The sequence below is a fragment of the Hydrogenophaga sp. IBVHS2 genome, from assembly GCF_002127215.1.
Taxonomy (GTDB): Bacteria; Pseudomonadota; Gammaproteobacteria; order Burkholderiales; family Burkholderiaceae_C; genus Hydrogenophaga.
Genome location: NZ_NFUT01000002.1, coordinates 785,393 through 807,124, shown reverse-complemented (window position 1 = coordinate 807,124; position 21,732 = coordinate 785,393). Strand labels below are relative to the sequence as shown.

Annotated in this window: 20 protein-coding genes; 17 read left to right on the top strand and 3 right to left on the bottom strand. The window is 69.2% G+C overall.

The genetic code is table 11. The features are described from left to right. The first annotated feature begins 48 nt into the window (after window positions 1-48). The 6 genes from CAP38_RS08500 (at window position 49) to CAP38_RS08475 (ending at window position 5,249) form a co-directional block, all read left to right on the top strand. Window positions 49-525, top strand: a complete 477-nt coding sequence (locus tag CAP38_RS08500; RefSeq protein WP_086120868.1) for a flavodoxin domain-containing protein — start codon at window positions 49-51, stop codon at window positions 523-525. Window positions 526-632: 107 nt separating this feature from the next. Continuing rightward, the gene (locus CAP38_RS08495) at window positions 633-1,820 is read left to right on the top strand and encodes an ABC transporter substrate-binding protein (RefSeq protein ID WP_086120866.1); all 1,188 of its coding nucleotides are present in this window, start codon (window positions 633-635) and stop codon (window positions 1,818-1,820) included. Window positions 1,821-1,919: 99 nt separating this feature from the next. Further along, window positions 1,920-2,783 carry a branched-chain amino acid ABC transporter permease gene (locus CAP38_RS08490; protein ID WP_086120864.1) on the top strand — a complete coding sequence of 288 codons (864 nt, stop codon included), beginning with the start codon at window positions 1,920-1,922 and terminating at the stop codon, window positions 2,781-2,783. Continuing rightward, on the top strand, window positions 2,780-3,760 hold the full coding sequence (locus CAP38_RS08485) for a branched-chain amino acid ABC transporter permease (protein ID WP_086120862.1): 981 nt from the start codon (window positions 2,780-2,782) through the stop codon (window positions 3,758-3,760). Before CAP38_RS08490 ends, CAP38_RS08485 begins: the two co-directional genes overlap by 4 nt. Beyond that, window positions 3,757-4,542, top strand: coding sequence for an ABC transporter ATP-binding protein (locus tag CAP38_RS08480; protein WP_086120860.1), 786 nt, complete (start codon window positions 3,757-3,759; stop codon window positions 4,540-4,542). Before CAP38_RS08485 ends, CAP38_RS08480 begins: the two co-directional genes overlap by 4 nt. Next, window positions 4,539-5,249 carry an ABC transporter ATP-binding protein gene (locus CAP38_RS08475; protein ID WP_086120858.1) on the top strand — a complete coding sequence of 237 codons (711 nt, stop codon included), beginning with the start codon at window positions 4,539-4,541 and terminating at the stop codon, window positions 5,247-5,249. Before CAP38_RS08480 ends, CAP38_RS08475 begins: the two co-directional genes overlap by 4 nt. A gap of 10 nt (window positions 5,250-5,259) precedes the next feature. Here CAP38_RS08475 and CAP38_RS08470 read toward each other — a convergent pair whose 3' ends face one another. Further along, entirely contained in the window at window positions 5,260-6,054 is a 795-nt protein-coding gene (locus CAP38_RS08470) for an IclR family transcriptional regulator C-terminal domain-containing protein (protein ID WP_086120856.1), read from the bottom strand. A gap of 136 nt (window positions 6,055-6,190) precedes the next feature. Between CAP38_RS08470 and pobA the strand changes: the two genes are divergently transcribed. From pobA to CAP38_RS08455, 3 genes are read left to right on the top strand one after another with little or no spacing between them, the layout of a single operon-like run. Next, entirely contained in the window at window positions 6,191-7,384 is a 1,194-nt protein-coding gene (pobA, locus tag CAP38_RS08465) for a 4-hydroxybenzoate 3-monooxygenase (RefSeq protein ID WP_086120854.1), read from the top strand. Between the two features lie 56 nt (window positions 7,385-7,440). After that, window positions 7,441-8,325, top strand: coding sequence for a CoA transferase (locus tag CAP38_RS08460; protein WP_086120852.1), 885 nt, complete (start codon window positions 7,441-7,443; stop codon window positions 8,323-8,325). Window positions 8,326-8,332: 7 nt separating this feature from the next. After that, entirely contained in the window at window positions 8,333-9,010 is a 678-nt protein-coding gene (locus tag CAP38_RS08455) for a DUF1294 domain-containing protein (protein WP_086120850.1), read from the top strand. 16 nt (window positions 9,011-9,026) lie between these two features. On the opposite strand, the gene CAP38_RS08450 is transcribed toward CAP38_RS08455, so the two are convergent. Further along, entirely contained in the window at window positions 9,027-11,378 is a 2,352-nt protein-coding gene (locus CAP38_RS08450) for a YgiQ family radical SAM protein (protein WP_086120848.1), read from the bottom strand. Between the two features lie 205 nt (window positions 11,379-11,583). On the opposite strand from CAP38_RS08450, the gene CAP38_RS08445 reads away from it, so the two are divergent. The 5 genes from CAP38_RS08445 to CAP38_RS08425 all read left to right on the top strand — a co-directional run bounded on the left by CAP38_RS08445 (window position 11,584) and on the right by CAP38_RS08425 (window position 16,264). Further along, the gene (locus tag CAP38_RS08445; protein ID WP_086120846.1) at window positions 11,584-12,153 is read left to right on the top strand and encodes a polymer-forming cytoskeletal protein; all 570 of its coding nucleotides are present in this window, start codon (window positions 11,584-11,586) and stop codon (window positions 12,151-12,153) included. Between the two features lie 51 nt (window positions 12,154-12,204). Beyond that, window positions 12,205-13,887: an ExeA family protein gene (locus tag CAP38_RS08440; protein WP_306297697.1), complete on the top strand. Its 1,683-nt coding sequence runs from the start codon at window positions 12,205-12,207 to the stop codon at window positions 13,885-13,887. Window positions 13,888-13,898: 11 nt separating this feature from the next. Then, complete coding sequence (locus CAP38_RS08435) at window positions 13,899-14,594, top strand: general secretion pathway protein GspB (RefSeq protein WP_086120842.1); 696 nt, start codon at window positions 13,899-13,901, stop codon at window positions 14,592-14,594. Between the two features lie 14 nt (window positions 14,595-14,608). After that, entirely contained in the window at window positions 14,609-15,142 is a 534-nt protein-coding gene (locus CAP38_RS08430) for an ABC transporter ATP-binding protein (RefSeq protein ID WP_143435787.1), read from the top strand. A gap of 111 nt (window positions 15,143-15,253) precedes the next feature. After that, window positions 15,254-16,264 carry a catalase family peroxidase gene (locus CAP38_RS08425; RefSeq protein ID WP_086120838.1) on the top strand — a complete coding sequence of 337 codons (1,011 nt, stop codon included), beginning with the start codon at window positions 15,254-15,256 and terminating at the stop codon, window positions 16,262-16,264. Window positions 16,265-16,288: 24 nt separating this feature from the next. Here the strand turns inward: CAP38_RS08425 and CAP38_RS08420 are convergent, their stop codons facing one another. Next, window positions 16,289-17,452, bottom strand: coding sequence for an acyl-CoA dehydrogenase family protein (locus CAP38_RS08420; protein WP_086120836.1), 1,164 nt, complete (start codon window positions 17,450-17,452; stop codon window positions 16,289-16,291). 115 nt (window positions 17,453-17,567) lie between these two features. Between CAP38_RS08420 and CAP38_RS08415 the strand changes: the two genes are divergently transcribed. From CAP38_RS08415 to fabG, 3 genes are read left to right on the top strand one after another with little or no spacing between them, the layout of a single operon-like run. Next, window positions 17,568-18,773, top strand: a complete 1,206-nt coding sequence (locus CAP38_RS08415; protein ID WP_086120834.1) for an acetyl-CoA C-acetyltransferase — start codon at window positions 17,568-17,570, stop codon at window positions 18,771-18,773. A gap of 9 nt (window positions 18,774-18,782) precedes the next feature. After that, the gene (locus CAP38_RS08410; protein WP_086120832.1) at window positions 18,783-20,924 is read left to right on the top strand and encodes a 3-hydroxyacyl-CoA dehydrogenase NAD-binding domain-containing protein; all 2,142 of its coding nucleotides are present in this window, start codon (window positions 18,783-18,785) and stop codon (window positions 20,922-20,924) included. A 33-nt stretch (window positions 20,925-20,957) separates the two neighbouring features. Then, window positions 20,958-21,701: a 3-oxoacyl-ACP reductase FabG gene (gene fabG / locus CAP38_RS08405; RefSeq protein ID WP_086120830.1), complete on the top strand. Its 744-nt coding sequence runs from the start codon at window positions 20,958-20,960 to the stop codon at window positions 21,699-21,701. The last annotated feature ends 31 nt before the right edge of the window (window positions 21,702-21,732 follow it).

The window sequence follows — 21,732 nt, the reverse complement described above, 5'->3', positions numbered from 1 at the left end:
GGTAAACCCCCAGACATTCACCCAACAACATGAACTAAAGTGCAGCTTATGCCCACTCCTTCCAAGCTCCTCATCCTGGTCGGCACCATGACCGGCACCGCCGAGTATGTGGCCCAGGCCATCGAGCTCGACTGCGCTGACCTGATCGGATCGGTGGAAGTCCGGATGATGAACGGACTGGACGTATCGGTGTTTGACGAAGATGCACTTTACGTCATATGCACCTCCACCTATGGATCGGGTGACGTGCCCGACAACGCACAGGCGCTGTACGCCTCGCTCGACAGCCACCCGCGTTTCCTGGGCCATGTTCGCTACGGCCTGATCGCGCTGGGCGACAGTGCCCAGTACCCCAACACCTTTGCCAATGGCGGTCGCCTGTTCGATGCCCGGCTGAGCGACCTGGGCGCCATCCGTGTGGGCGAACCGCTGGTGATCGATGCCTTCACGGTGGACGACCCCGAGGCCGCGGGCACGGCCTGGTGCCGCGAGTGGCTGCCACAGGCGCTGGCTGCGACTGCTTGAATTGACGCCTGAATAGTTGAGACTTGAAGTAGGGTAAGTCAGGATCGCCACCCCAGGACCCCACCCCTACAGTGATCCGCGTTCCAACCCGACCACAGGAGACATCCATGACCACCCGCCGACTTGTCCTGACCCGCAGTGCCGCCGTGATCGGCGCAGCATCCACCGGCCTGCTGCTGCCGCAGATCGTGCGCGCCCAGTCCGACAAGGTGCGGGTGGGCTTCATGCTGCCCTACACCGGCACCTTCGCGCAGCTCGGCGTGGCCATCGAGAACGGCTTCCGCATGGCGCTGGACGAACAGGGCGGCAAGCTCGGCGGCCGCGAGGTGGAGTTCTTCAAGGTGGACGACGAATCCAACCCGGCCAAGGGCATCGAGAACGCCACCCGCCTGGTGCAACGCGACAAGGTCGACGTGCTGGTGGGCACGGTGCACTCCGGCGTGCAGATGGGCATCCACAAGGTGGCCCGCGACACCGGTGTGCTCAACCTGATCCCCAACGCCGGCGTGCACGTGGCCACCCGCGCCCAGTGCGCCCCCAACGTGTTCCGCACCTCCTTCACCAACAGCCAGCCCACGCTGGCCCTGGGCAAAGCCATGGTGGACCGCGGCCACAAGAAGGCGGTGTGGATCACCTGGAACTATGCGGCCGGCGATGAAGCCTTCGAGGGCTTCGAGCAGAGCTACACCGCCGCCGGCGGCACCATCATCAAGAAGCTGGGGCTGCCCTTCCCCAACGTGGAGTTCCAGGCCCTGCTGACCGAGATCGCCGCGCTCAAGCCCGATGCCGTGGCCTGCTTCTTCGCCGGTGGTGGCGCCGCCAAGTTCCTGCGCGACTACGCCGCCGCCGGGCTGAACAAGAACATCCAGCTCTACGGCTCGGGCTTCCTGACCGAGGGCGTGCTGGAAGCCGCCGGCCCGGCCGCCGACGGCGTGCTGACCACCATGCACTACAGCGACTCGCTGGACACCCCGCGCAACAAGACCTTCCGCCTGAACTACGCCAAGACCTTCAAGCTCCAGCCCGACGTGTACGCGGTGCAGGGCTACGACACCGGTCTGCTGCTCATCAAGGGCGCCAATGCGGTCAAGGGCGACCTGAACAACAAGAAGGCGCTGTACGCCGCCATGGAAGGCGCCACCATCGACAGCCCGCGCGGCAAGTGGACCATGAGCAAGGCCCACAACCCGATCCAGGACATGTACCTGCGCAAGGTCGAGAACAAGGAAAACAAGGTGATCGGCATTGCGCAGAAGGCGGTCGCCGATCCGGCCACCGGATGCCGGATGGGCTGACCCCCCGCGCGCTGCCTTCGGCATCGCCCCCCTGGAGGAGGGCGATGTCTGCCGACCGGCGAAGCCGGATCGACGCCATCCCCGGCCGTTGTGATTGCCATGGACTTCGCCAACTTCCTCATACAACTCCTCAACAGCCTGCAGTACGGGCTGCTGCTGTTCATGCTGGCCGCCGGCCTGACGCTGATCTTCGGCATCATGGGCGTGGTCAACCTGGCGCACGGCAGCTTCTACATGCTGGGCGCTTACCTGGCCTGGTTCATCTCCAGCCAGACCGGCAGCCTGGCGCTGGCCGTTCTGCTCGGTGCCGCGCTGGCCGTGGTGTTCGGCTGGGCGCTGGAGTGGCTGCTGTTCCGCCACTTCTACCACCGCGACCACCTCGACCAGGTGCTGCTGACCTTCGGCCTGATCTACATCTTCGAGGAGCTGCGGTCCATCCTGTGGGGTGACGACGTGCATGCGGTGCAGGTGCCCGAGGTGCTCAACTGGTCCATCCCGCTGACCGAGAACCTGTCGTACCCGGTGTACCGGCTCGTCATGTCCGGCATCTGCATCGTGCTGGCCCTGGGCCTGTACCTGCTGATCAGCAAGACCCGGCTGGGCATGAAGATCCGCGCCGGCGCCTTCAACCGCGAGATGACCGAATCGCTGGGCGTGAACATCCGCCTGATCCACGGCGTGGTGTTTGCCCTGGGCGTGGCGCTGGCGGCCATCGCCGGCATGATCGCCTCGCCCATCGCCAGCGTGTACCCCGGCATGGGCAGCTCGGTGCTGATCATGTGTTTCGTGGTGGTGGTGATCGGCGGCATCGGCTCGGTGCGCGGTGCCCTGGTGGCCGCCCTGCTGGTGGGCCTGGTCGACACCTTCGGCAAGGTGCTGGTGCCGCAGATCGCCGGCATGGCGGTCTACATGCTGATGGCCCTGGTCCTGCTCTACAAGCCTGAAGGGCTGTTCAAGCAATGAGTTCCCCCAAAGCCCAACTCGAGCGCCTGCCGCGCAGCATCCAGCTCATCCTGGGGCTGGGCTTCATCGCCCTCGCCGCCTTCCCGCTGATGCCTTTCACCGGTGCCGACTTCTACCTCGGCATGCTGTCGCAGATGATGATCCTGGCCATCTTCGCCATGAGCCTGGACCTGCTGCAGGGCGTGACCGGTCTGGTCTCGCTGGGACATGCCGCCTACTTCGGCCTGGCCGGCTATGCCCTGGCCTTCCTGACCCCGCAGGACGCACCGATCGCGCTGTGGTGGTCGCTGCCACTGGCCGCGGCCGGGGCTGGCCTGGCCGCGCTGGTCATCGGCTTCTTCGTGGTCCGCACCCACGGCATCTACTTCATCATGGTCACCATGGCCTTCGCGCAGATGGTGTTCTTCCTGTTCTTCGACAACAAGGGCCTGGGCGGTTCGGACGGCATCTATGTCACCTTCCGGCCCGACGCCACCGCCCTGGGCCTGGACCTGGACAACAAGACCACCTTCTACTACGTCACCCTGGCGGTGCTGGTGCTGGTCTATGCCTTCCTGCGCCGGCTGCTGTTCTCGCCCTTCGGCCGGGTGCTGGCCGGCATCCGCGTCAACGAGCACCGCATGCGGGCCGTGGGTTATGGCACCTTCGGCTACAAGCTCACCGCCTTCACCCTGGCCGGCACGCTGGCCGGCGTGGCAGGCTACCTGTGGGCGGCCCAGACCGGCTTCGTCAACCCCGAACTGATGGGTTTCCACATGAGCGCGCACGCCATCATGATGGTCATCCTGGGCGGCATGGGCAACTTTGCCGGGGCCATCGTCGGTGCCTTTGCCTTCGAATACGTGATGCACTTCTTCAAGGACCTCACCAAGCACTGGCAGCTGCTCATGGGGGCCTTCATCGTGCTGGTGGTGATCGTGGCACCGCGCGGCCTCCTGGGCCTGATCGAACGCTTCGGCCGCAAGGAGGCACCATGAGCACGGCCACCACCCACACCGACCAACCGGTGCTCAGCGCCCGGCAGCTCACCAAGCGCTTCGGCGGGCTGGCCGCCGTCAACGACGTGTCGGTCGACCTCCACCGCGACCGCATACACGCCGTCATCGGCCCCAACGGCGCCGGCAAGTCCACGCTGACCAACCTGCTCTCCGGCGATCTGCCGCCCACGTCCGGCACCATCACCCTGGGCGGCCACGCCATCGCCGGTCAGAAACCCGAGGCCATCTCCCGCCGGGGGCTGGGCCGCAGCTACCAGAAGACCAACATCTTCCTGCCCTTCACCGTGTGGGACAACGTGCGGCTGGCCGCCCAGTCGCGGGAGCGGCATGCGTCCTTCAACCCGCTGCACTGGTTCTCCTCGGCCACCCGCATGGCCGATGTGAACCGCCGTTGCGAACGGGCCCTCGAACTCGCCGGCCTGACCGCCCGCGCCAAGGCCGTGGCCGGCACCACCAGCCATGGCGAGCAGCGCCAGCTCGAGGTGGCCATGACCCTGGCCACCGAACCCACGGTGCTGCTGCTGGACGAACCGCTGGCCGGCATGGGCACGGCCGAGGCCGAGCGCATGGTCGAGCTGCTGCAACGCCTCAAGAAGGACCACGCCATGATGCTGGTCGAGCACGACATGGACGCCGTCTTCAGCCTGGCCGACGTGCTGACCGTCATGGTCAACGGCCAGGTGATCGCCAGCGGCACGCCCGCGCAGATCCGCGCCGACGCCGGCGTGCAGGCCGCCTACCTCGGGGAGGAACACGCATGACCGCCCTGCTGCAGGCCCGGGGCCTGCACACCCACTACGGCCAGAGCCACATCCTGCGCGGCATCGACTTCACGGTGGAGCCGGGCCAGACCATCGGCCTGATGGGCCGCAACGGCATGGGCAAGAGCACCCTGCTCAAGTCGGTCATGGGCATCGTCAAGCCCAGCGGCGGCACGGTCGAGATCAAGGGCCGCTCCATGACCGGCGCATCGCCTTACGAGGTGGCGCGCCTGGGCATCGCCTATGTGCCCGAGGGGCGCGGCATCTTCGGCAACCTGAGTGTGCGCGAGAACCTGGTCATGGCCGCCCGGGCGGGCACACGCGGCCAGCGCGAATGGACCTACGAGCGGGTGCTGGACACCTTTCCCCGCCTGGCTGAACGCCTGAACCACGGTGGCCAGCAACTCAGCGGCGGCGAGCAGCAGATGCTGACCATCGGCCGCGCGCTCATGACCAACCCGGACCTGCTCATCCTGGATGAAGCCACCGAGGGCCTGGCCCCGCTGATCGCGCGCGAGATCTGGCGCATCTGCGGCCTGATCCGCGAGAGCGGCATCAGCAGCATCATCGTCGACAAGAACTGGAAGCATGTGACCCAGATCACCGACCGCAACGTGATCCTGGTCAAGGGTGAGGTGGTGTTCGAGGGCAGCTCGGCCGAACTGCTGGCACAGCCCGGCCTGCTGGAACAGCACCTGGGCGTCTGATCCCCGCCCTTCAGAGCAGCGGCCGCAGCTCGAGGGCTGCGGCCTGCAACTGTGGCAGCAGGTCCTGCCGCAGCACCGACTCCTCCAGCCGCTCGGGCGAAGCCACCACATTGAGGGCGGCCACCACGCGGCCCTGCATGTCGCGCAAGGGCACGGCGGCGGCAAACACGCCGAGTTCGTGCTCCTCGCGGGCCACTGCAAAGTCATCCGTTCGCACCTGGGCCAGCAGCGCCCGCAGCGCCTTGGGCTCCACCGTGGTGTGGGGCGTGAGCCGCGGCAGCTCGCGGCCGCGTAGCCAGGCATTGAGTTCGGTGCGCGGCAAGGCGGCCAGCAGCACGCGGCCGGTGGAGGTGGCATGGGCCGGCAGCCGCGCCCCCAGGTGCAGGCCATAGGCCATGAGCCGCTGCACATGGGGCGAGACGCTGCGGGCCACGATGACCACCTCGTCGCCATCCCGCACCACCGCCGAGAACGACTCGCGTGTGAGCGCCGCCAGCCGGTTCAGCGTGGGCTGCAGCACCCGGGGCAGCCGGGCCGACGCCAGGTAACTGCCCGAGAACCGCAGCACCTTGGGCGACAGCCAGTAGTGGCTGCCGTCGGATTCCAGGTAGCCCAGGTGCGCCAGCGTGAGCAGGTGGCGCCGGGCCGCCGCGCGGGTGATGCCGGCCCGCTCGGCCGCCTGGGTGGCATTGAGCCGCTGGCGGGAGGTGTCGAAACTCTCCAGCACCGCCAGGCCTTTGGCCATGCCTTCGATGAAGTCGGCCCGGGCGATGCCGGGGCCTGATGGGGCAGTGGTGCGGGCCATGGAACGGGTTTCTGGATGAATGGAGATTTGCGCGATGATCGCACACACCATCCGATCACCGCGCAACTCCTGCCGGCGGCGGTTGTGGGCCACCGGGTGGGCTGCCCACAATCGCGCACCACAAGGAGACACCCCCATGCGTACCCAGGTCGCCATCATCGGCGCCGGCCCGTCGGGCCTGCTGCTCGGCCAGCTGCTGCACAAGGCCGGCATCGACAACATCATCATCGAGCGCCAGAGCGCCGACTATGTGCTGGGCCGCATCCGCGCCGGCATCCTGGAGCAGATCACGGTGGACCTGCTGAACGAGGCCGGCGTGGGCGCTCGCGTGGCGGCCGAGGGCACGGTGCACCACAGCATCGAGCTGGTCTACCGCAACACCCGCCACCCGATCGACGTGACCGGCCTCACCGGCGGCAAGGTGGTCACCGCCTACGGCCAGACCGAGGTCACCAAGGACCTGATGGACGCCCGCGCCGCTGCCGGCCTGACCACCCTCTACAGTGCGGCCGACGTGAGCATCCACGGCTTCGACGGCAGCAGCCCGGTGGTGCGGTTCCGCCAGAACGGCGAGCTGAAGGAACTGGCCTGCGACTTCATCGCCGGCTGCGACGGCTTCCATGGCGTGTGCCGGGCCAGCGTGCCCGAAGGCGCCATCACCGAATACGAGAAGGTCTATCCCTTCGGCTGGCTGGGCATCCTCGCCGACGTGCCCCCCGTGTCCACCCACGCCATCGTCTATGCCAACAGCGAGCGCGGCTTCGGCCTGTGCTCCATGCGCAGCCTGACCCGCAGCCGCTACTACGTGCAGTGCCCCATCGAGGACAAGGTCGAGCAGTGGAGCGACGACCGCTTCTGGGACGAACTGCGCCGCCGCCTCGACCCCGAGATGGCCGAGCGCATGGTCACCGGCCCCAGCATCGAGAAGAGCATCGCGCCCCTGCGCAGCTTCGTGGCCGAGCCCATGCGGTTCGGCCGGCTGTTCCTGGCTGGTGACGCTGCCCACATCGTGCCGCCCACCGGCGCCAAGGGCCTGAACCTGGCGGCCAGCGACGTGAAGTACCTCTCCAGCGCCCTGATCGAGTACTACCACGAGCGCACCAGCGCCGGCATCGACGACTACTCGCGCAAGGCCCTGGCCCGGGTATGGCGCGCCGAGCGCTTCAGCTGGTGGCTGACCTCGCTGATGCACCGCTTCCCCGACACCCAGGGGTTCGGCCAGAAGGTGCAGGAGGCCGAACTGGAGTACCTGGTCAACTCGGAAGCTGCATCGCGGTCGCTGGCCGAGAACTACGTGGGATTGCCCCTGGATTTCGGGCAATTCCGCTGATTGCAAGGCGGCCGGCGCAGGTACATTCGGATGGTCCTGTTCCGAGCCCGTCGTTCATGCCGTCTTCCGTCCTCAAGCCGCTGCGCGGTGTCCGCGTCCTGAGCCTGGCGCTCAACCTGCCCGGCCCCGCCGCCCTGATGCGGCTGCAGCAGATGGGTGCGCGCTGCACCAAGATCGAGCCACCGGGCCCGGCCGGGCGCAGCGGTGACCCCATGGGCCAGTACAACCCCGAGGCCTACGCCACCCTGCACGCCGGCATCAAGGTGTCGGCGCTCGACCTCAAGTCCGAAGCCGGTGCGGCCCGCCTGCAGCGCATGCTGGCCGGCACCGACGTGCTGCTCACCTCGTTTCGGCCTTCGGCGCTGCGCAAGCTGGGGCTGGACTGGAAAACGCTGCACAAGGCCCATCCCGGCCTCTCGATGGTGTCCATCGTCGGCGCACCCGGTGCCCGGGCCGAAGAACCCGGGCACGACCTCACCTACCTGGCCGACGCAGGGCTGGTGCCCGGCCTGGACCTGCCGGCCACCCTGTTTGCCGACATGGGGGGCTCGCTGATGGCGTCCGAGGCGGTGCTGGCGGCCGTGACGGTGGCCCGCCAGACCGGACGCGGACAGCACCAGTCGGTGGCCCTGTCGGACGCTGCCGCCTGGCTGGCGTTGCCGCGCCAGTGGGGCCTGACCCGACCCGACGGCGCCGTGGGTGGCGCGCATGCGGGCTACCGTGTGTACGCCTGCCAGGACGGCCGGGTGGCTGTGGCAGCGCTGGAGCCGCACTTTGCGGCAGCACTGTGCCAGGTGGCGGGTGTGCCGCTGCAGGGGCCGCAGACCCTGTTCCTGCCCTCCACCCGCGAAGCCCTGGCGACCTGGTTCGCCCAGCGCCGGCGCGCCGAGCTCGACCGGCTGGCCGCCGAGCACGACATCCCGCTGCACACCCTGGTCTGAAGCCACCATGCGCAAACAAGGTTCCGTGATCCAGTGGAATGCCGATGAGGGCCTGGGCCTGATCCGCAGCCCCCAGACGGCGGCCTTCATCCGCTTTCATCTGCGCGACTACAAGGGGCCGCTGCCCATCCAGGTCGGCCAGCCGGTGGAGTTCGAGGAAATCGTGGTGGGCGGGCGTGGCCCGCAGGCCCTGCAGGTCAAGGACCGGCCGGCCGACATCTACTTCAAGTCCGACGTGAAGGTGGCCACCACCATGGACGAGCTGCTGCCCGCCGGCCCCCGCGTCCAGCGTCGCAGCCGTCCCCCGTCCTGGCTGGAGCGCTGGCATCCCTGGCCCGAGCTCGGCCTGGTGGGCGTGTGGCTGCTGATGTGGCTCACGGGCATCGGCCTGGGGCGCTTTCCGTGGGTGGTGCTGGTCGGGCTGGCCCTGCTCAATGTGGTCGCCCTGTTCGCCTACTGGCGCGACAAGCACGCGGCCCAGAACGGCGACTGGCGGGTGCAGGAAAGCGTGCTGCACGGATTCGCCCTGCTGGGCGGATGGCCCGGCGCCTGGTTCGCCCAGAGCGTGCTGCACCACAAGACCCGCAAGCCCTCGTTCCAGCTGGTCTTCAAGGCCACCATCGCCCTGCACTGCCTGGCCCTGCTGGCCTGGCTGATCTGGCCCCCGTTCAGCCGGCTGCCCTGAGCGGGCGGCTTTCGCCTCAGCGGGGCTTGCGGCGCGCGGCCGGTCCCTTGCCCGGTCCGGCACCCTGCACCCGCGGCGGCAGACCGGTGTGCTGGGTGAGCAGCGTGCCCGGCTGGGGCTGACCTGCTGCCACGGTTCGGGCTTTGCCCGGCGGCGTGCTGTTCTTCCGGCGCGCACTCTGGTAGCCGCCATCGGTCACCGGCTGGAAGGTGGGGATGAGGTGGTGCTTGCCATTGCCGATCAGGTCGGCCCGGCCCATGGCCTTGAGCGCGTCGCGCAGCAGCGGCCAGTTGTTGGGATCGTGGTAGCGCAGGAACGCCTTGTGCAGCCGGCGGCGGCGCTCGCCGCGCACGATGTCGACCTTCTCGCTGCGGTCGTCGCGGTGGATGCCCTTGAGCGTGTTCAGGCTGGTGTGGTACATGGCCGTGGCGGTGGCCATGGGGCTGGGGTAGAAGGTCTGCACCTGGTCGGCCCGGAAGCCGTTGCGCTTGAGCCAGAGCGCCAGGTTCATCATGTCCTCGTCGCTGGTGCCGGGGTGGGCAGCGATGAAGTACGGGATGAGGTACTGCTTCTTGCCGGCCTCCTCGCTGTACTTCTCGAACATCTGCTTGAAGCGGTCGTAACTGCCGATGCCGGGCTTCATCATCTTGGACAGCGGGCCGCCCTCGGTGTGCTCGGGCGCGATCTTGAGGTAGCCGCCCACGTGGTGCTGCACCAGCTCCTTCACGTATTCGGGCGACTTGATGGCCAGGTCGTAGCGCAGGCCGGAGCCGATCAGCACCTTCTTGATGCCGCGCAGCTCGCGGGCCCGGCGGTAGATCTTGATCAGCGGACCGTGGTCGGTGGTGAGGTTCTGGCAGATGCCCGGGTAGACGCAGCTGGGCTTGCGGCAGGCGGCCTCGATCTCGGGCGTGCGGCAGCCCAGGCGGTACATGTTGGCGGTCGGCCCGCCGAGGTCGGAGATGACGCCGGTGAAACCTTCCACCTTGTCACGGATGTCCTCCACCTCGCGGATGATGGACTCCTCGGACCGGCTCTGGATGATGCGGCCCTCGTGCTCGGTGATGGAGCAGAAGGTGCAGCCGCCGAAGCAGCCGCGCATGATGTTGACGGAGAAGCGGATCATCTCCCACGCCGGGATCTTGGTCGGGCCGTCGTGGCGGCCGTTCTCGTCGGCGTAGGCGGGGTGCGGGCTGCGGGCGTACGGCAGGTCGAACACATGGTCCATCTCGGCCGTGGTCAGCGGAATGGGCGGCGGGTTGATCCACACATCGCGCGCCAGCACGCCTTCGCCATGGGCCTGCACCAGGGCCCGGGCATTGCCCGGGTTGGCCTCCACGTGCAGCACCCGGTTGGCGTGGGCATAGAGCACCGGGTCGGCCTTGACCTGCTCGAAGCTGGGCAGCCGGATGACGGTGCGATCGCGCGGCGGCCTCCCACCCTTGCCCTTGAGCGACGGGTTGGGCACGAACTGGATGGTCTGCACCGCCTGCCCCTGGCTCGCGGTCGTCGCAGGCTGAGCAGCCGGGTCGTCCTTGGCACAGCTCTCGCCCTGCGCCTGGGCCTGCTCGCTGGTGGTGAGGTACGGGTTGATGTGCGACTCGACCGGGCCGGGCGTGTCGACCTCGGTGGAGTCGATCTCGAACCAGCCCTCGGTGGACGGATCGCCCGGACGGCGGATGAAGGCGGTGCCGCGCACATCGGTGATGTTCTCCACCGGCTCCCGCGCGGCCAGCCGGTGGGCCACCTCCACCAGCGCCCTCTCGGCGTTGCCGTACAGCAGGATGTCGCACTTGCTGTCGACCACGATGGAGCGGCGCACCTTGTCGCTCCAGTAGTCGTAGTGCGCGATGCGGCGCAGGCTGCCCTCGATGCCGCCGAGCACGATGGGCACGTCCTTGTAGGCCTCGCGGCAGCGCTGGCTGTAGACGATGGCGGCGCGGTCGGGCCGCTTGCCGCCCACATCGCCGGGGGTGTAGGCGTCGTCGCTGCGGATCTTCCGGTCGGCGGTGTACCGGTTGATCATGGAATCCATGTTGCCGGCGGTCACGCCCCAGAACAGGTTGGGCCTGCCCAGCACCTTGAAGGGGTCGGCGCTCTGCCAGTCGGGCTGGGCAATGATGCCCACGCGAAAACCCTGCGCCTCCAGCACGCGGCCCACCACGGCCATGCCGAAGCTCGGGTGATCCACGTACGCGTCGCCGGTCACCAGGATGATGTCGCAGCTGTCCCAGCCGAGCTGGTCCATCTCGGCCCGGCTCATGGGCAGGAAGGGCGCGGTGCCGAAGCGTTTGGCCCAGTAAGGCCGGTAGCTGGTGATGGGCTTGGCGGCGCGCGCGAAGAAGGAGACGTCGAGGGGGGCGTTCATGGGTGGTGCACCCGTGGCGCGGGCGGTGGACAACCCACGATTTTACGGCCCGACCCGGTTTCAGGGGGCGATGGGCCCATGCCCTGAAGGTGCATGGGGACGGGCTTCAACTCGACACACCTCTTACGGGACCGACCCGAATGTAAGCCCCACGGCGCCTAGCATGGGCGCTCCTGTTTTCATTCTTCGATCAAGGAGCACCCCCATGGCACTGCACTTCGGCAAACGCGAATCCGAGCTCAACAAACCCCTGGGCGGCCAGATGGCCACGCCGCGCTACGGTCAGGGCGCCGCCGGCGCAGCGGCCGCACAACCCACCGCAGCGGCCGCGAGCGCCACCCCGGAACCGGCGGCCGTGCCTGCCAGCGCCGCCGACAGCCAAACTGCCAACGCCGAGGGCGGCAGCAAGCTCACCGTGGGCCCCAACATCAAGCTCAAGGGCGTGGAGATCACCGACTGCGACACCCTGGTGGTGGAAGGTCTGGTGGAAGCCACCATGGATTCGCGCGTCATCCAGATCGCCGAACAGGGCGCCTTCAAGGGATCGGCCGAGATCGACATCGCGGAAATCCGCGGCGTGTTCGACGGCAACCTCACGGTGCGCCAGAAGCTGGTGATCCATGCCACCGGCAAGGTGACCGGGCGCATCAAGTACGGCCGCGTGGTGATCGAGGATGGCGGCCAGCTCTCGGGCGACATCGAATGCGGCGCCACCGCGTCGCGCACGACCAGCGCCAGCCCGAGCGCCAAGCAGCCCATGGCCCTGGCGGCCTGAACCCCGCCGTCCGCAGGATGACCCGGATGGCCCGGGTCATCGTCGGCGGCTATGCTCGGGCCGATGTACGCCGGGTATTTCGGACTCCAGCTCGACCCCTTCACGCTATCGCCCGACCCGCGCTTCCTCTACATGAGCGAGCGCCACCGCGAGGCACTGGCGCATCTGCTGTACGGCGTGCAGGGCGGCGGCGGTTTCGTGGTGCTCAGCGGCGACATCGGTGCCGGCAAGACCACCATCTGCCGCTGCTTCCTGCAGCAGGAGCCGCCGCAGTGCCGGGTGGCCTACATCTTTCACCCGCCCGCCACGGCTCTGGACCTGCTGCAGTCCATCTGCGCCGAGTTCGGCCTGGCATGGACGGCGCATCCCGGCAACCCCGGCTCCCTGCAGCCGTGCATTGCCGCGCTCAACGAACATCTGCTGCGCAGCCATGCGGCGGGTGAGCGCAACCTGCTCATCATCGATGAAGCCCAGGCACTGCCGGCGCCCGTGCTGGAGCAGCTGCGGCTGCTGACCAACCTGGAGACCAGCGAGGCCAAGCTGCTGCAGATCGTGCTGATCGGCCAGCCCGAACTGCGGCAGCGGCTGGCCGAGCCCGGCCTGGAACAGCTGGCACAGCGGGTGGTGGCGCGTTTCCACCTGGACACGCTCGGTCCGCAGGAGATCCGTCCCTATGTGACCCACCGCCTGCAGGTGGCCGGGCTGGGCGGGCCGTTGCCCTTCACCGACGACGCCGTGGACCGCATCCACGCCCTCACTGGCGGTGTGCCGCGTCGCATCAACCTGCTGTGCGACCGCGCACTGCTGGGCGCCTATGCCGGTGCCCGCGCCCAGGTCGACCGGCCGATGCTGGAGCGGGCGGCCGCCGAGGTGTTCGACACCGTGCCGGGCCCCGCACCGGCGCCCGCGCCGACCGCCGTGCGGCGACCACCCACACGCCAGGTGCCCTGGTCGCGCCCGGTGCTGGCCCTGGCCGGGCTGGCCGGGGTCGCGGTGCTGGCCGCCGTGCTGCATGGCCTCACCCGGCCCGACGGGGCAGGCTCTGCCCCTCCCACCGCCGTCGCCCCGTCGGCCCCGCCCCCGCCCGCGAGCGCGGCTGCACCGCCTGAAACCGCTGCCATGGCCGTCTGGCCCGCTGCCCCGCCCTGGCCCGGCCTGACACCCGACACCGGCCTGGCCCGGCTGGGCCGACTCTGGGGCGCCGATCTGCCGGCCCGCAACGGCTGCACCGCCGCCCGCGCTCAGGGCCTGCAGTGCTACCGCACCGACCGCCTCACCCTCGCCGGGCTCCGGCAGCTCGACCGGCCCGGGCTGATCACGCTGGGCCAGCCGGGCGCCACGGCGCTGGTGCTGGTATCGGGTCTGGACGCGCAGCAGGCCACCGTGTCGGTGGACGATCACACCTGGCAACTGCCGCTGGCCCGGCTGGAGGGCCTGTGGCGCGGCGACTTCACCACCCTGTGGCGCCTGCCGCCGGGCCAGCGCACCCGGCTCGAAGATGGTCGCTCGGGCCCGGCCGCACCATGGCTGGCCGCGAGACTGACCGACCTGCAGGCACAGGGCCGGCTGCCGGGTGTGGAATCCGGCGCCGGCCTGACCGAGCAGGTCAGGGCCTTCCAGCGCAGCCAGGGCATCGACCCGGTCGGCGCTGCCGGACCCCTCACCTTCATGCAGCTCAACCGCGCCAGCCAGGTGGATGAACCCCGGCTGGACACCGCTGCGCCCCGTCCCTGACCTGAACGGCCATGTCCTACATCCTTGAAGCCCTGCGCCGTGCCGAAGCACAACGCCAGCAGCAGAGCGCCGAACCGCCCGGACTCGGCAGCGCCAACGGCATCGGTGTGCCCGTGGTGCCGCCGCCTGCCGCCCCCGACCCGGCACCGGCAGCGGCCGGGCCGGCTTCTGGCCGCGCCGGCTGGCTGGCCGGATCGGTGGCGGTCGCGGTCCTGGGGCTGGCCGCGGTCGTGGTGCTGCAGGCGACACGCCCGGCCACCGGACCTGCCCCGGCCTCCCCGGCCCCCACTGCGGCTTCTGCAACGCCGGCAACCGCAGCGCCGCCACCACCGACCGCCGTGCCCGCTCCCCCGCCACCGACCGAGGCGGCGCCGGCCCCGATCCTGCAACCCGCACCGGCCCCCGCACCGGCACCTGTTCCAGTGCAGGAAGCCGCCCGCCCCGCCCCACCCCCGACCACCGCGCGGCCAACCTCGGCCGCCGTGCCGCGTTATGGCGACCTGCCGGAATCGGTGCGTTCGACCCTGCCCGCCATCAGCGTGCAGGGCGTGACCTGGTCCGAGAACCCGGCCCTGCGCCACCTCATCGTCAATGGCCGGGTGCTGCAGGAAGGCCAGTCGATCGGGCCGGAGCATGTGCTGGAACAGATCGGCCGCGACGGCTCGGTGCTGAACCACCGCGGCCAGCGCTACCGCATCGGCCATTGAGGCGCCTGAACCCCATGCCACCCGTTCCCTTGATCCAGATCCGCTCGCTCCGGCATGGCTGGCCGGGCCTGATGCTCTTCGACGGACTCGATGTCGAGATCTTCCCCGGCCTCACCCTGGTCACCGGCGACGAGGGCTGCGGCAAATCCACCCTGCTGCGCCTGCTGGCCCGCGAAGCGCCCGACCGGACGTGCCTGCAGGACCTGCAGGACCCGGCGCTCGACCAGACCCGCGTGGACGTGCTGCTGGATGGCGTCCCGGGCGACTGGGTGGACGGCTTCGGTCTGACGGCGCACCGCGACAAGCCCCTGTACATGCTGTCCACCGGCAGCCGGCGCAAGGTCGGGCTCTGCCGGACCCTCATCAGCCCGGCCCCGGTGCTGCTGATCGACCAGCCGGTGGCGGCACTTGACCCGCCCTCGATCCGTTACCTGGCCGAGCGGGTCACCGACAGGGCCCGCCGGCCGGGCCAGGCCGTGGTGGTGGCCGACTACGAGCCGCCGCCGGGCATGGACATCGACCACACACTCACCCTGCCGCCGCGCTGATTTTTTTGCGTGGCCTGTAAGAAGCCGCCCCGCCGCCCGACCACCGAGCAGGCGGGACGGACCGATGTGGACCGGGACCTGCCCTCCCCAACCCCATCGAAAGGTTCCCGCATGAAACGCACCCTGCTCGCTGCCAGCCTGGCCGCGCTGATCGCCCCCACCCTGTTCCCGGTGTCCTCGGCCCTGGCCCAGACCAGCCAGGCCGAAGCCCAGGTCAATGCACTCGAAGGCCTGGCCGGCCCGCAGCCCGGCGCACGCCGCTCCGGTGCCAAGGGCATCTGCGCCAGCGGGCACTTCGTGGGCAACACCGCCGGCCGGGCGCTGACCACGGCATCGGCCTTCAGCGGCTCGAAGGTGCCGGTGGTGGCCCGTTTCTCGGTGGGTGGCGGCAACCCCAAGGCCAGCGACAAGGGCAAGACCGTGCGCGGGCTGGCCCTGGCCTTCGAGCTGCCGGGCAACGAGGTCTGGCAGATGGCCAACATTTCGGCGCCGGTGTTCTTCGTGGCGCGTCCGGACCAGTTCGCGCCCTTCGTGCAGGCCCGCACCGCCGACCCGGCCACCGGCAAGCCCGATCCGGAAAAGCTCAAGGCCTTCAACGCCGCCAACCCCGAAACGCTGCGCCAGGCCGCCTACCTGGCCCAGGCCCCGGTGCCGGCCAGCTATGGCTCGGTGAACTACTGGGGCGTGAACGCCTTCGAGTTCGTCAATGCCAAGGGCGAAAGCCGCTTTGCCCGCTGGCAGTTCGTGCCCGAGGCCGGCACCCTGGGCCTGACCGAGGACCAGCTCAAGGCCCTGCCGGACGACTTTCTGGCCGGCGAACTGCGCCAGCGTGTGGCCGGCAAACCGGTGGTGTTCGACATGAAGCTGCAACTGGCCGAGGCCGGCGACAACCTCACCGACCCCACCGTGGCCTGGCCCGAGAACCGCCAGCTGGTGCCGGTGGGACAACTGGTGATCACCCGGGTCGAGGCCGGCATGGGTGGCGCCTGCGACGGCATGACCTTCAACCCGACCGCGCTGCCCGCCGGCATCAAGCCCTCGGCCGACCCGGTGCTCAATGCCCGCGCCGCGCCCTACGCCATCTCGCTGGGCCGCCGCCTGGGCGAAGCCGCCCGCAAGTGACACGGCCCGGGGCGGGACGGGCCTTCAGCGCCCGCCCAGCCCCATGCCGCGCGAGATCACCTCTTTCATGATCTCGTTGGTGCCGCCGTAGATGCGCTGCACCCGGGCATCGGCATAGGCGCGGGTGATGGGGTATTCCCACATGAAGCCGTAGCCCCCGTGCAGCTGCACGCATTCGTCCATGACCTTGCACTGCAGGTCGCTGCACCAGTACTTGGCCATGCTGGCGGTGGCGGTGTCCAGCCGGTCCTGCAGCACCAGCTCGCAGCACTTGTCGACGAACACCCGGGCCACCTGCACCTCGGTCTGCAGTTCGGCCAGGGTGTAGCGGGTATTCTGGTAGGCGGCCACCGGCTGGCCGAAGACCTGACGGCCCTTCACATAGTCCACCGTCCAGTCGATGGCCGCCTGGGCGGCGGACACCGCCCCGATGGCGATCTGCAGCCGCTCCCAGGGCAGCTGCTCCATCAGGCAGATGAAGCCACGCCCTTCCATGGCCGCGCCCCCCAGCAGCTGCCCGGGACCCACGCGCACGTTGTTGAAGAACAGTTCGGAGGTGTCCTGGGCCTTCAGGCCCAGCTTCTTCAGGCGCTGTCCTTTCTCGAAGCCGGGCATGCCGCGTTCGATCAGGAACAGGCTGGTGCCCTTGGCACCGGCGGCCGGGTCGGTCTTGGCGACCAGGATGACCAGGTCGGCATGCCAGCCGTTGGTGATGAAGGTCTTGCTGCCGTTGATGAGGTAGCTGCCGTCGGCCTGCTTGAGCGCCGTGGTGCGCACACCCTGCAGGTCGCTGCCGGCGGCCGGCTCGCTCATGGCAATCGCACCCACCATCTCGCCGCTGGCCAGGCGCGGCAGGTAGCGGGCTTTCTGCTCGTCGGTGCCGTAGTGGGCGATGTAGGGCGCCACGATCTCGCTGTGCAGCCCGTAGCCGATGCCCGAGAACCCGCCCCGTGCCAGCTCCTCCATCTGCACCACCGAATACAGCCGGTCGGCCCCGGCGCCGCCGAAGGCTTCGGGCAGGGTCATGCACAGGAAACCGTTCTCGCCGGCCTTGCGCCAGACCTCGCGGTCCACATAGCCCTGCTCTTCCCAGGCGGCATGGAAGGGTGCGATCTCCTTGTCCATGAAGCGGCGGAAGCTGTCCCGGAAGGCCTCGTGGTCGGCGGTGAAAAGGGTGCGTTCGATCATGGGGAGGTCTCCGGGGGGACGGTGTCGGGTGAATTTCACAAAGCGATTGCTTGCTGAAATCACTATACTGCCTCGCAGCCCGGTTCCCCATCCGGGGCTACCACGAGGAGACACCATGACCCAGGCCTTCATTTACGACGCTGTGCGCACGCCGCGCGGCAAGGGCAAAAAGGACGGCAGCCTGCACGAGGTGAAACCGGTCGACCTGCTGGCCGGCGTGCTGACTGCCCTGCAGCAGCGCCAGGGCTTCGACACCGCCGCCGTGGACGACGTGGTCGTGGGCGTGGTCTCGCCCATCGGCGAACAGGGCTCGGTGATCGCCAAGGTGGCCGCCCTCAAGGCCGGCTGGGACTGGCGCTGCAGCGGCGTGCAGATCAACCGCTTCTGCGCTTCGGGCCTGGAGGCGGTGAACATGGCCGCCATGAAGGTGGCCAGCGGCTGGGAGGACCTGGTGGTGGCCGGCGGCGTGGAGAGCATGAGCCGGGTGCCCATCGGCTCCGACGGCGGTGCCTGGGCCCAGGACCCGGCCACCAACTCGGCCACGCTGTTCGTGCCGCAGGGCATCGGCGCCGACCTGATCGCCACCCTGGAGGGCTTCAGCCGCGACGACGTGGACGCCTATGCACTCGAATCCCAGCGCCGCGCTACGGCCGCCCGGGCCGAGGGCCGCTTCAAGGGCTCGGTGGTCCCGGTGACCGACTTCCTGGGCCAGACCCTGCTGGCCGAAGACGAATTCATCAAGCCGCACACCACGCTGGAAGGACTGGCCGGCCTCAAGCCGGCATTCGAGCAGCTGGGTGCCATGGGCTTCGACGCGGTGGCCCTGCAGCGCTACCCGCAGGTCGAGCGCATCCACCATGTGCACCATGCCGGCAATTCGTCGGGCATCGTCGACGGCGCCACCGCCGTGCTGGTGGGCAACGAGGCCGCCGGCCGCGCCCATGGCCTGGTGCCCCGGGCCCGGGTGGTGTCGGTGGCGCTGTCGGGTGCCGACCCGACCATCATGCTCACCGGCCCGATGCCGGCGGCCCGCAAGGCGCTGGCCAAGGCCGGCATGACCATCGACCAGATCGACCTGTTCGAGGTCAACGAGGCGTTCGCGGCCGTGCCCATGAAGTTCATGAAGGAGCTTGGCGTGCCGCACGAGAAGGTGAACGTGAACGGCGGCGCGATCGCGCTGGGCCACCCCCTGGGCGCCACCGGCGCCATGATCCTGGGCACCCTGATCGACGAACTGCACCGACGCGGCCTGCGCTACGGCCTGGCCACGCTGTGCGTGGGCGGCGGCATGGGCATTGCCACCATCGTCGAGCGGATCTGAGGAGACACCATGAAGACCATCCGCTACGAACTGGCCGACGGCATCGCCACCCTGACCTTCGACGAGCCGGGCTCGCCGGTCAACACCATGTGCGCCGACTGGCAGCGTGACCTCACCGAGGCCACCGCGCAGGTGGTGCGTGACAAGGCCGGCATCCAGGGCATCGTGCTGGCATCGGCCAAGAGCACCTTCTTCGCCGGTGCCGACCTCAAGGGCACCATGCGGCTGCAGCCCTCGGACGCACCGGCCGTGTTCGCCGAGATCGAGCAGACCAAGAAGAACTTCCGCACCCTGGAAACCCTGGGCGTGCCGGTGGTGAGCTGCATCAACGGCGCGGCCCTGGGTGGCGGCTGGGAGGTGGCGCTGGTGGGCCACCACCGCATCGCAGTGGACAACCCGAAGATCCAGCTCGGCCTGCCCGAGATCACCCTGGGCCTGATCCCCGGGGCCACCGGCATCACCAAGATGGTCCGCCTGCTGGGGCTGATGGGTGCGCAGCCCTACATCCTGGAGAGCCAGCTGTTCAACCCTCGCCACGCGCTCGAGCGGGGTCTGGTGCACGAGCTGGTGGCCAGCGATGCCGACCTGCGTCCGGCGGCCCTGGCCTGGATCGCGGCCCACCCCACGGCGCACCATCCCTGGGACGAAAAGGACTACCGCCTGCCCGGCGGATCGCCCTCCAGCCCCAAGCTGGCCGGCATGCTCAGCGTGGCACCGGCCGTGCTCAAGCAGAAGACGCGCGGCCTCTACCCTGCCCCCGAGGCCGCGCTGGCGGCCATGGTGGAGGGCGCGCTGGTGGACTTTGATACCGCCACCCGCATCGAGAGCCGCTACCTGGCCGGGCTGATCGTCAGCCCGGTGGCCAAGGCCATGATCAACACCTTCTTCTTCCACATGAACGCCATCAAGGGCGGGCATTCGCGGCCGAAGGACGTGCCGCGCTTCAAGCCGGCCCAGGTGGGCATCCTGGGTGCGGGCATGATGGGCGCCGGCATTGCCTACGCCCAGGCCAGCAAAGGCATCGCCACCGTGCTCAAGGACGTGACGTTGGAGCAGGCCGAGAAGGGCAAGGCGTACAGCGCGAAGATCACCCAGCCGCGGGTCGACAAGGGCCGCATGGGTCCGCACGACCAGCAGGCGCTGCTGGGCCGCATCACGCCCACCGCCAGCGCGGCCGATCTGGCCGGCTGCGAGCTGATCATCGAGGCGGTGTTCGAGAACCGGGATCTCAAGGCCCGGGTCACCCAGGAAGCCGAGCCGCTGCTGGCCCCGGGCGGATTCTTCGCCAGCAACACCTCCACCCTGCCCATCGGCGGCCTGGCCAAGGCCAGCCGCGACGCATCGAAGTTCATCGGCATCCACTTCTTCAGCCCGGTGGACAAGATGAAGCTGGTGGAGATCATCCGCGGCCCGCAGACCAGCGACGAGACAGTCGCCCGGGCCTACGACTATGTGCAGGCACTGGGCAAGCTGCCCATCGTGGTGAACGACTCGCGCGGCTTCTACACCAGCCGGACCTTCGGCACCTATGTGATGGAAGGCGCCGCCATGCTGGGCGAAGGCATTCCGGCACCGGTGATCGAGAACGCTGCCGTCCAGGCCGGCATGCCGGTGGGCCCGCTGGCGGTGCTGGACGAAACCGCGCTGTCGCTGTCGGTGCATGTGCTGGACCAGACCCGGGCCGACTTCGCCGCCGAGGGCCGCACCTACGGCGCCACGCCGGGCGAGCTGCTGGTCGAGCGCATGGTCAAGGAACTGAACCGGCCCGGCCGCGCCGGGGGCGGCGGCTTCTACGACTACCCGCAAGGGGGCCGCAAGCACCTGTGGCCGCAGCTCAAGCCGCTGTTCGAACGGGCAGACACCCCTTGGGACCTGCAGACTGTGAAAGACCGCCTGCTCTACCGCCAGGCGGTGGAGACCGCGCGCTGCCTGGCCGAGGGCGTGCTGACCACGGTGCACGACGGCAACATCGGCTCGATCTTCGGCATCGGCTTCCCGGCCTGGACCGGGGGCGCGCTGCAGTTCATCTACGGCATGGGTGTGGACCGGTTCCAGGCCCGCTGCGCCGAGCTGGCGGCCCGCCACGGCCCCGGCTTCGCGCTGGATGCAGCCACCCTCGACGCGCTGCGCCGGCACCAGCCGGTGTGGTGATCCACCCTCCCTTCCTTCCTCTGATCTCATTTCATGACCCGACTGCTCGACAAAGTCAGCCTTGTCACCGGCGCCGCCCAAGGCATCGGTCTGGCCACCGCCCTGCGTTTTGCCCGCGAGGGCGCCATCGTGATCGTCTGCGACGTCAAGGCCGCTGCCGTGGACGAGGCCGTTCGCCAATGCCAGGCCCAGGGTGGGCGCGCCGAAGGCCATGTGCTGGACGTGACCGACCGCGCCCGGGTGGACGCGGTGGTGGCCGATGTGCTGGCCCGCCACGGCCGCATCGACGTGCTGGTGAACAACGCCGGCATCACCCAGGACGCACGGCTGCAGAAGATGACGCTGGAGCAGTTCGACCGCGTCATCGACGTCAACCTGCGCGGCGTCTTCCACTGCGCCCAGGTGGTGGCCGACGCCATGGTGCAGCAGGGATCGGGCGTGATCCTCAATGCCTCGTCGGTGGTGGGCATCTATGGCAACTACGGCCAGACCAACTACGCCGCGAGCAAGTTCGGCGTGATCGGCTTCACCAAGACCTGGAGCCGCGAGCTCGGGCCCAAGGGCATCCGCGTCAACGCGGTGGCGCCGGGCTTCATCGCCACGCCCATCCTCCACACCATCCCGGACAAGGTGATCACCGAGATGGAGCACCGGGTGCCGCTGCGCCGCCTGGGCCAGCCCGAGGAGATCGCCAGCGTCTATGCCTTCCTGGCCAGCGACGACGCGAGCTACATCAACGGCGCCGTCATCGAGGTGTCGGGCGGCATGTCGGTGTGATGCACACCACGGCGGTGTGATCGCCGTCACG

What these genes read in the sequence shown, in the direction of transcription:
- CAP38_RS08500 (WP_086120868.1), top strand. Translation starts at nt 49, where the DNA reads ATGCCCACTCCTTCCAAGCTCCTCATCCTGGTCGGCACCATGACCGGC.
- CAP38_RS08495 (WP_086120866.1), top strand. Translation starts at nt 633, where the DNA reads ATGACCACCCGCCGACTTGTCCTGACCCGCAGTGCCGCCGTGATCGGC.
- CAP38_RS08490 (WP_086120864.1), top strand. Translation starts at nt 1,920, where the DNA reads ATGGACTTCGCCAACTTCCTCATACAACTCCTCAACAGCCTGCAGTAC.
- CAP38_RS08485 (WP_086120862.1), top strand. Translation starts at nt 2,780, where the DNA reads ATGAGTTCCCCCAAAGCCCAACTCGAGCGCCTGCCGCGCAGCATCCAG.
- CAP38_RS08480 (WP_086120860.1), top strand. Translation starts at nt 3,757, where the DNA reads ATGAGCACGGCCACCACCCACACCGACCAACCGGTGCTCAGCGCCCGG.
- CAP38_RS08475 (WP_086120858.1), top strand. Translation starts at nt 4,539, where the DNA reads ATGACCGCCCTGCTGCAGGCCCGGGGCCTGCACACCCACTACGGCCAG.
- CAP38_RS08470 (WP_086120856.1), bottom strand. Translation starts at nt 6,054, where the DNA reads ATGGCCCGCACCACTGCCCCATCAGGCCCCGGCATCGCCCGGGCCGAC.
- pobA (WP_086120854.1), top strand. Translation starts at nt 6,191, where the DNA reads ATGCGTACCCAGGTCGCCATCATCGGCGCCGGCCCGTCGGGCCTGCTG.
- CAP38_RS08460 (WP_086120852.1), top strand. Translation starts at nt 7,441, where the DNA reads ATGCCGTCTTCCGTCCTCAAGCCGCTGCGCGGTGTCCGCGTCCTGAGC.
- CAP38_RS08455 (WP_086120850.1), top strand. Translation starts at nt 8,333, where the DNA reads ATGCGCAAACAAGGTTCCGTGATCCAGTGGAATGCCGATGAGGGCCTG.
- CAP38_RS08450 (WP_086120848.1), bottom strand. Translation starts at nt 11,378, where the DNA reads ATGAACGCCCCCCTCGACGTCTCCTTCTTCGCGCGCGCCGCCAAGCCC.
- CAP38_RS08445 (WP_086120846.1), top strand. Translation starts at nt 11,584, where the DNA reads ATGGCACTGCACTTCGGCAAACGCGAATCCGAGCTCAACAAACCCCTG.
- CAP38_RS08440 (WP_306297697.1), top strand. Translation starts at nt 12,205, where the DNA reads ATGCTCGGGCCGATGTACGCCGGGTATTTCGGACTCCAGCTCGACCCC.
- CAP38_RS08435 (WP_086120842.1), top strand. Translation starts at nt 13,899, where the DNA reads ATGTCCTACATCCTTGAAGCCCTGCGCCGTGCCGAAGCACAACGCCAG.
- CAP38_RS08430 (WP_143435787.1), top strand. Translation starts at nt 14,609, where the DNA reads ATGCCACCCGTTCCCTTGATCCAGATCCGCTCGCTCCGGCATGGCTGG.
- CAP38_RS08425 (WP_086120838.1), top strand. Translation starts at nt 15,254, where the DNA reads ATGAAACGCACCCTGCTCGCTGCCAGCCTGGCCGCGCTGATCGCCCCC.
- CAP38_RS08420 (WP_086120836.1), bottom strand. Translation starts at nt 17,452, where the DNA reads ATGATCGAACGCACCCTTTTCACCGCCGACCACGAGGCCTTCCGGGAC.
- CAP38_RS08415 (WP_086120834.1), top strand. Translation starts at nt 17,568, where the DNA reads ATGACCCAGGCCTTCATTTACGACGCTGTGCGCACGCCGCGCGGCAAG.
- CAP38_RS08410 (WP_086120832.1), top strand. Translation starts at nt 18,783, where the DNA reads ATGAAGACCATCCGCTACGAACTGGCCGACGGCATCGCCACCCTGACC.
- fabG (WP_086120830.1), top strand. Translation starts at nt 20,958, where the DNA reads ATGACCCGACTGCTCGACAAAGTCAGCCTTGTCACCGGCGCCGCCCAA.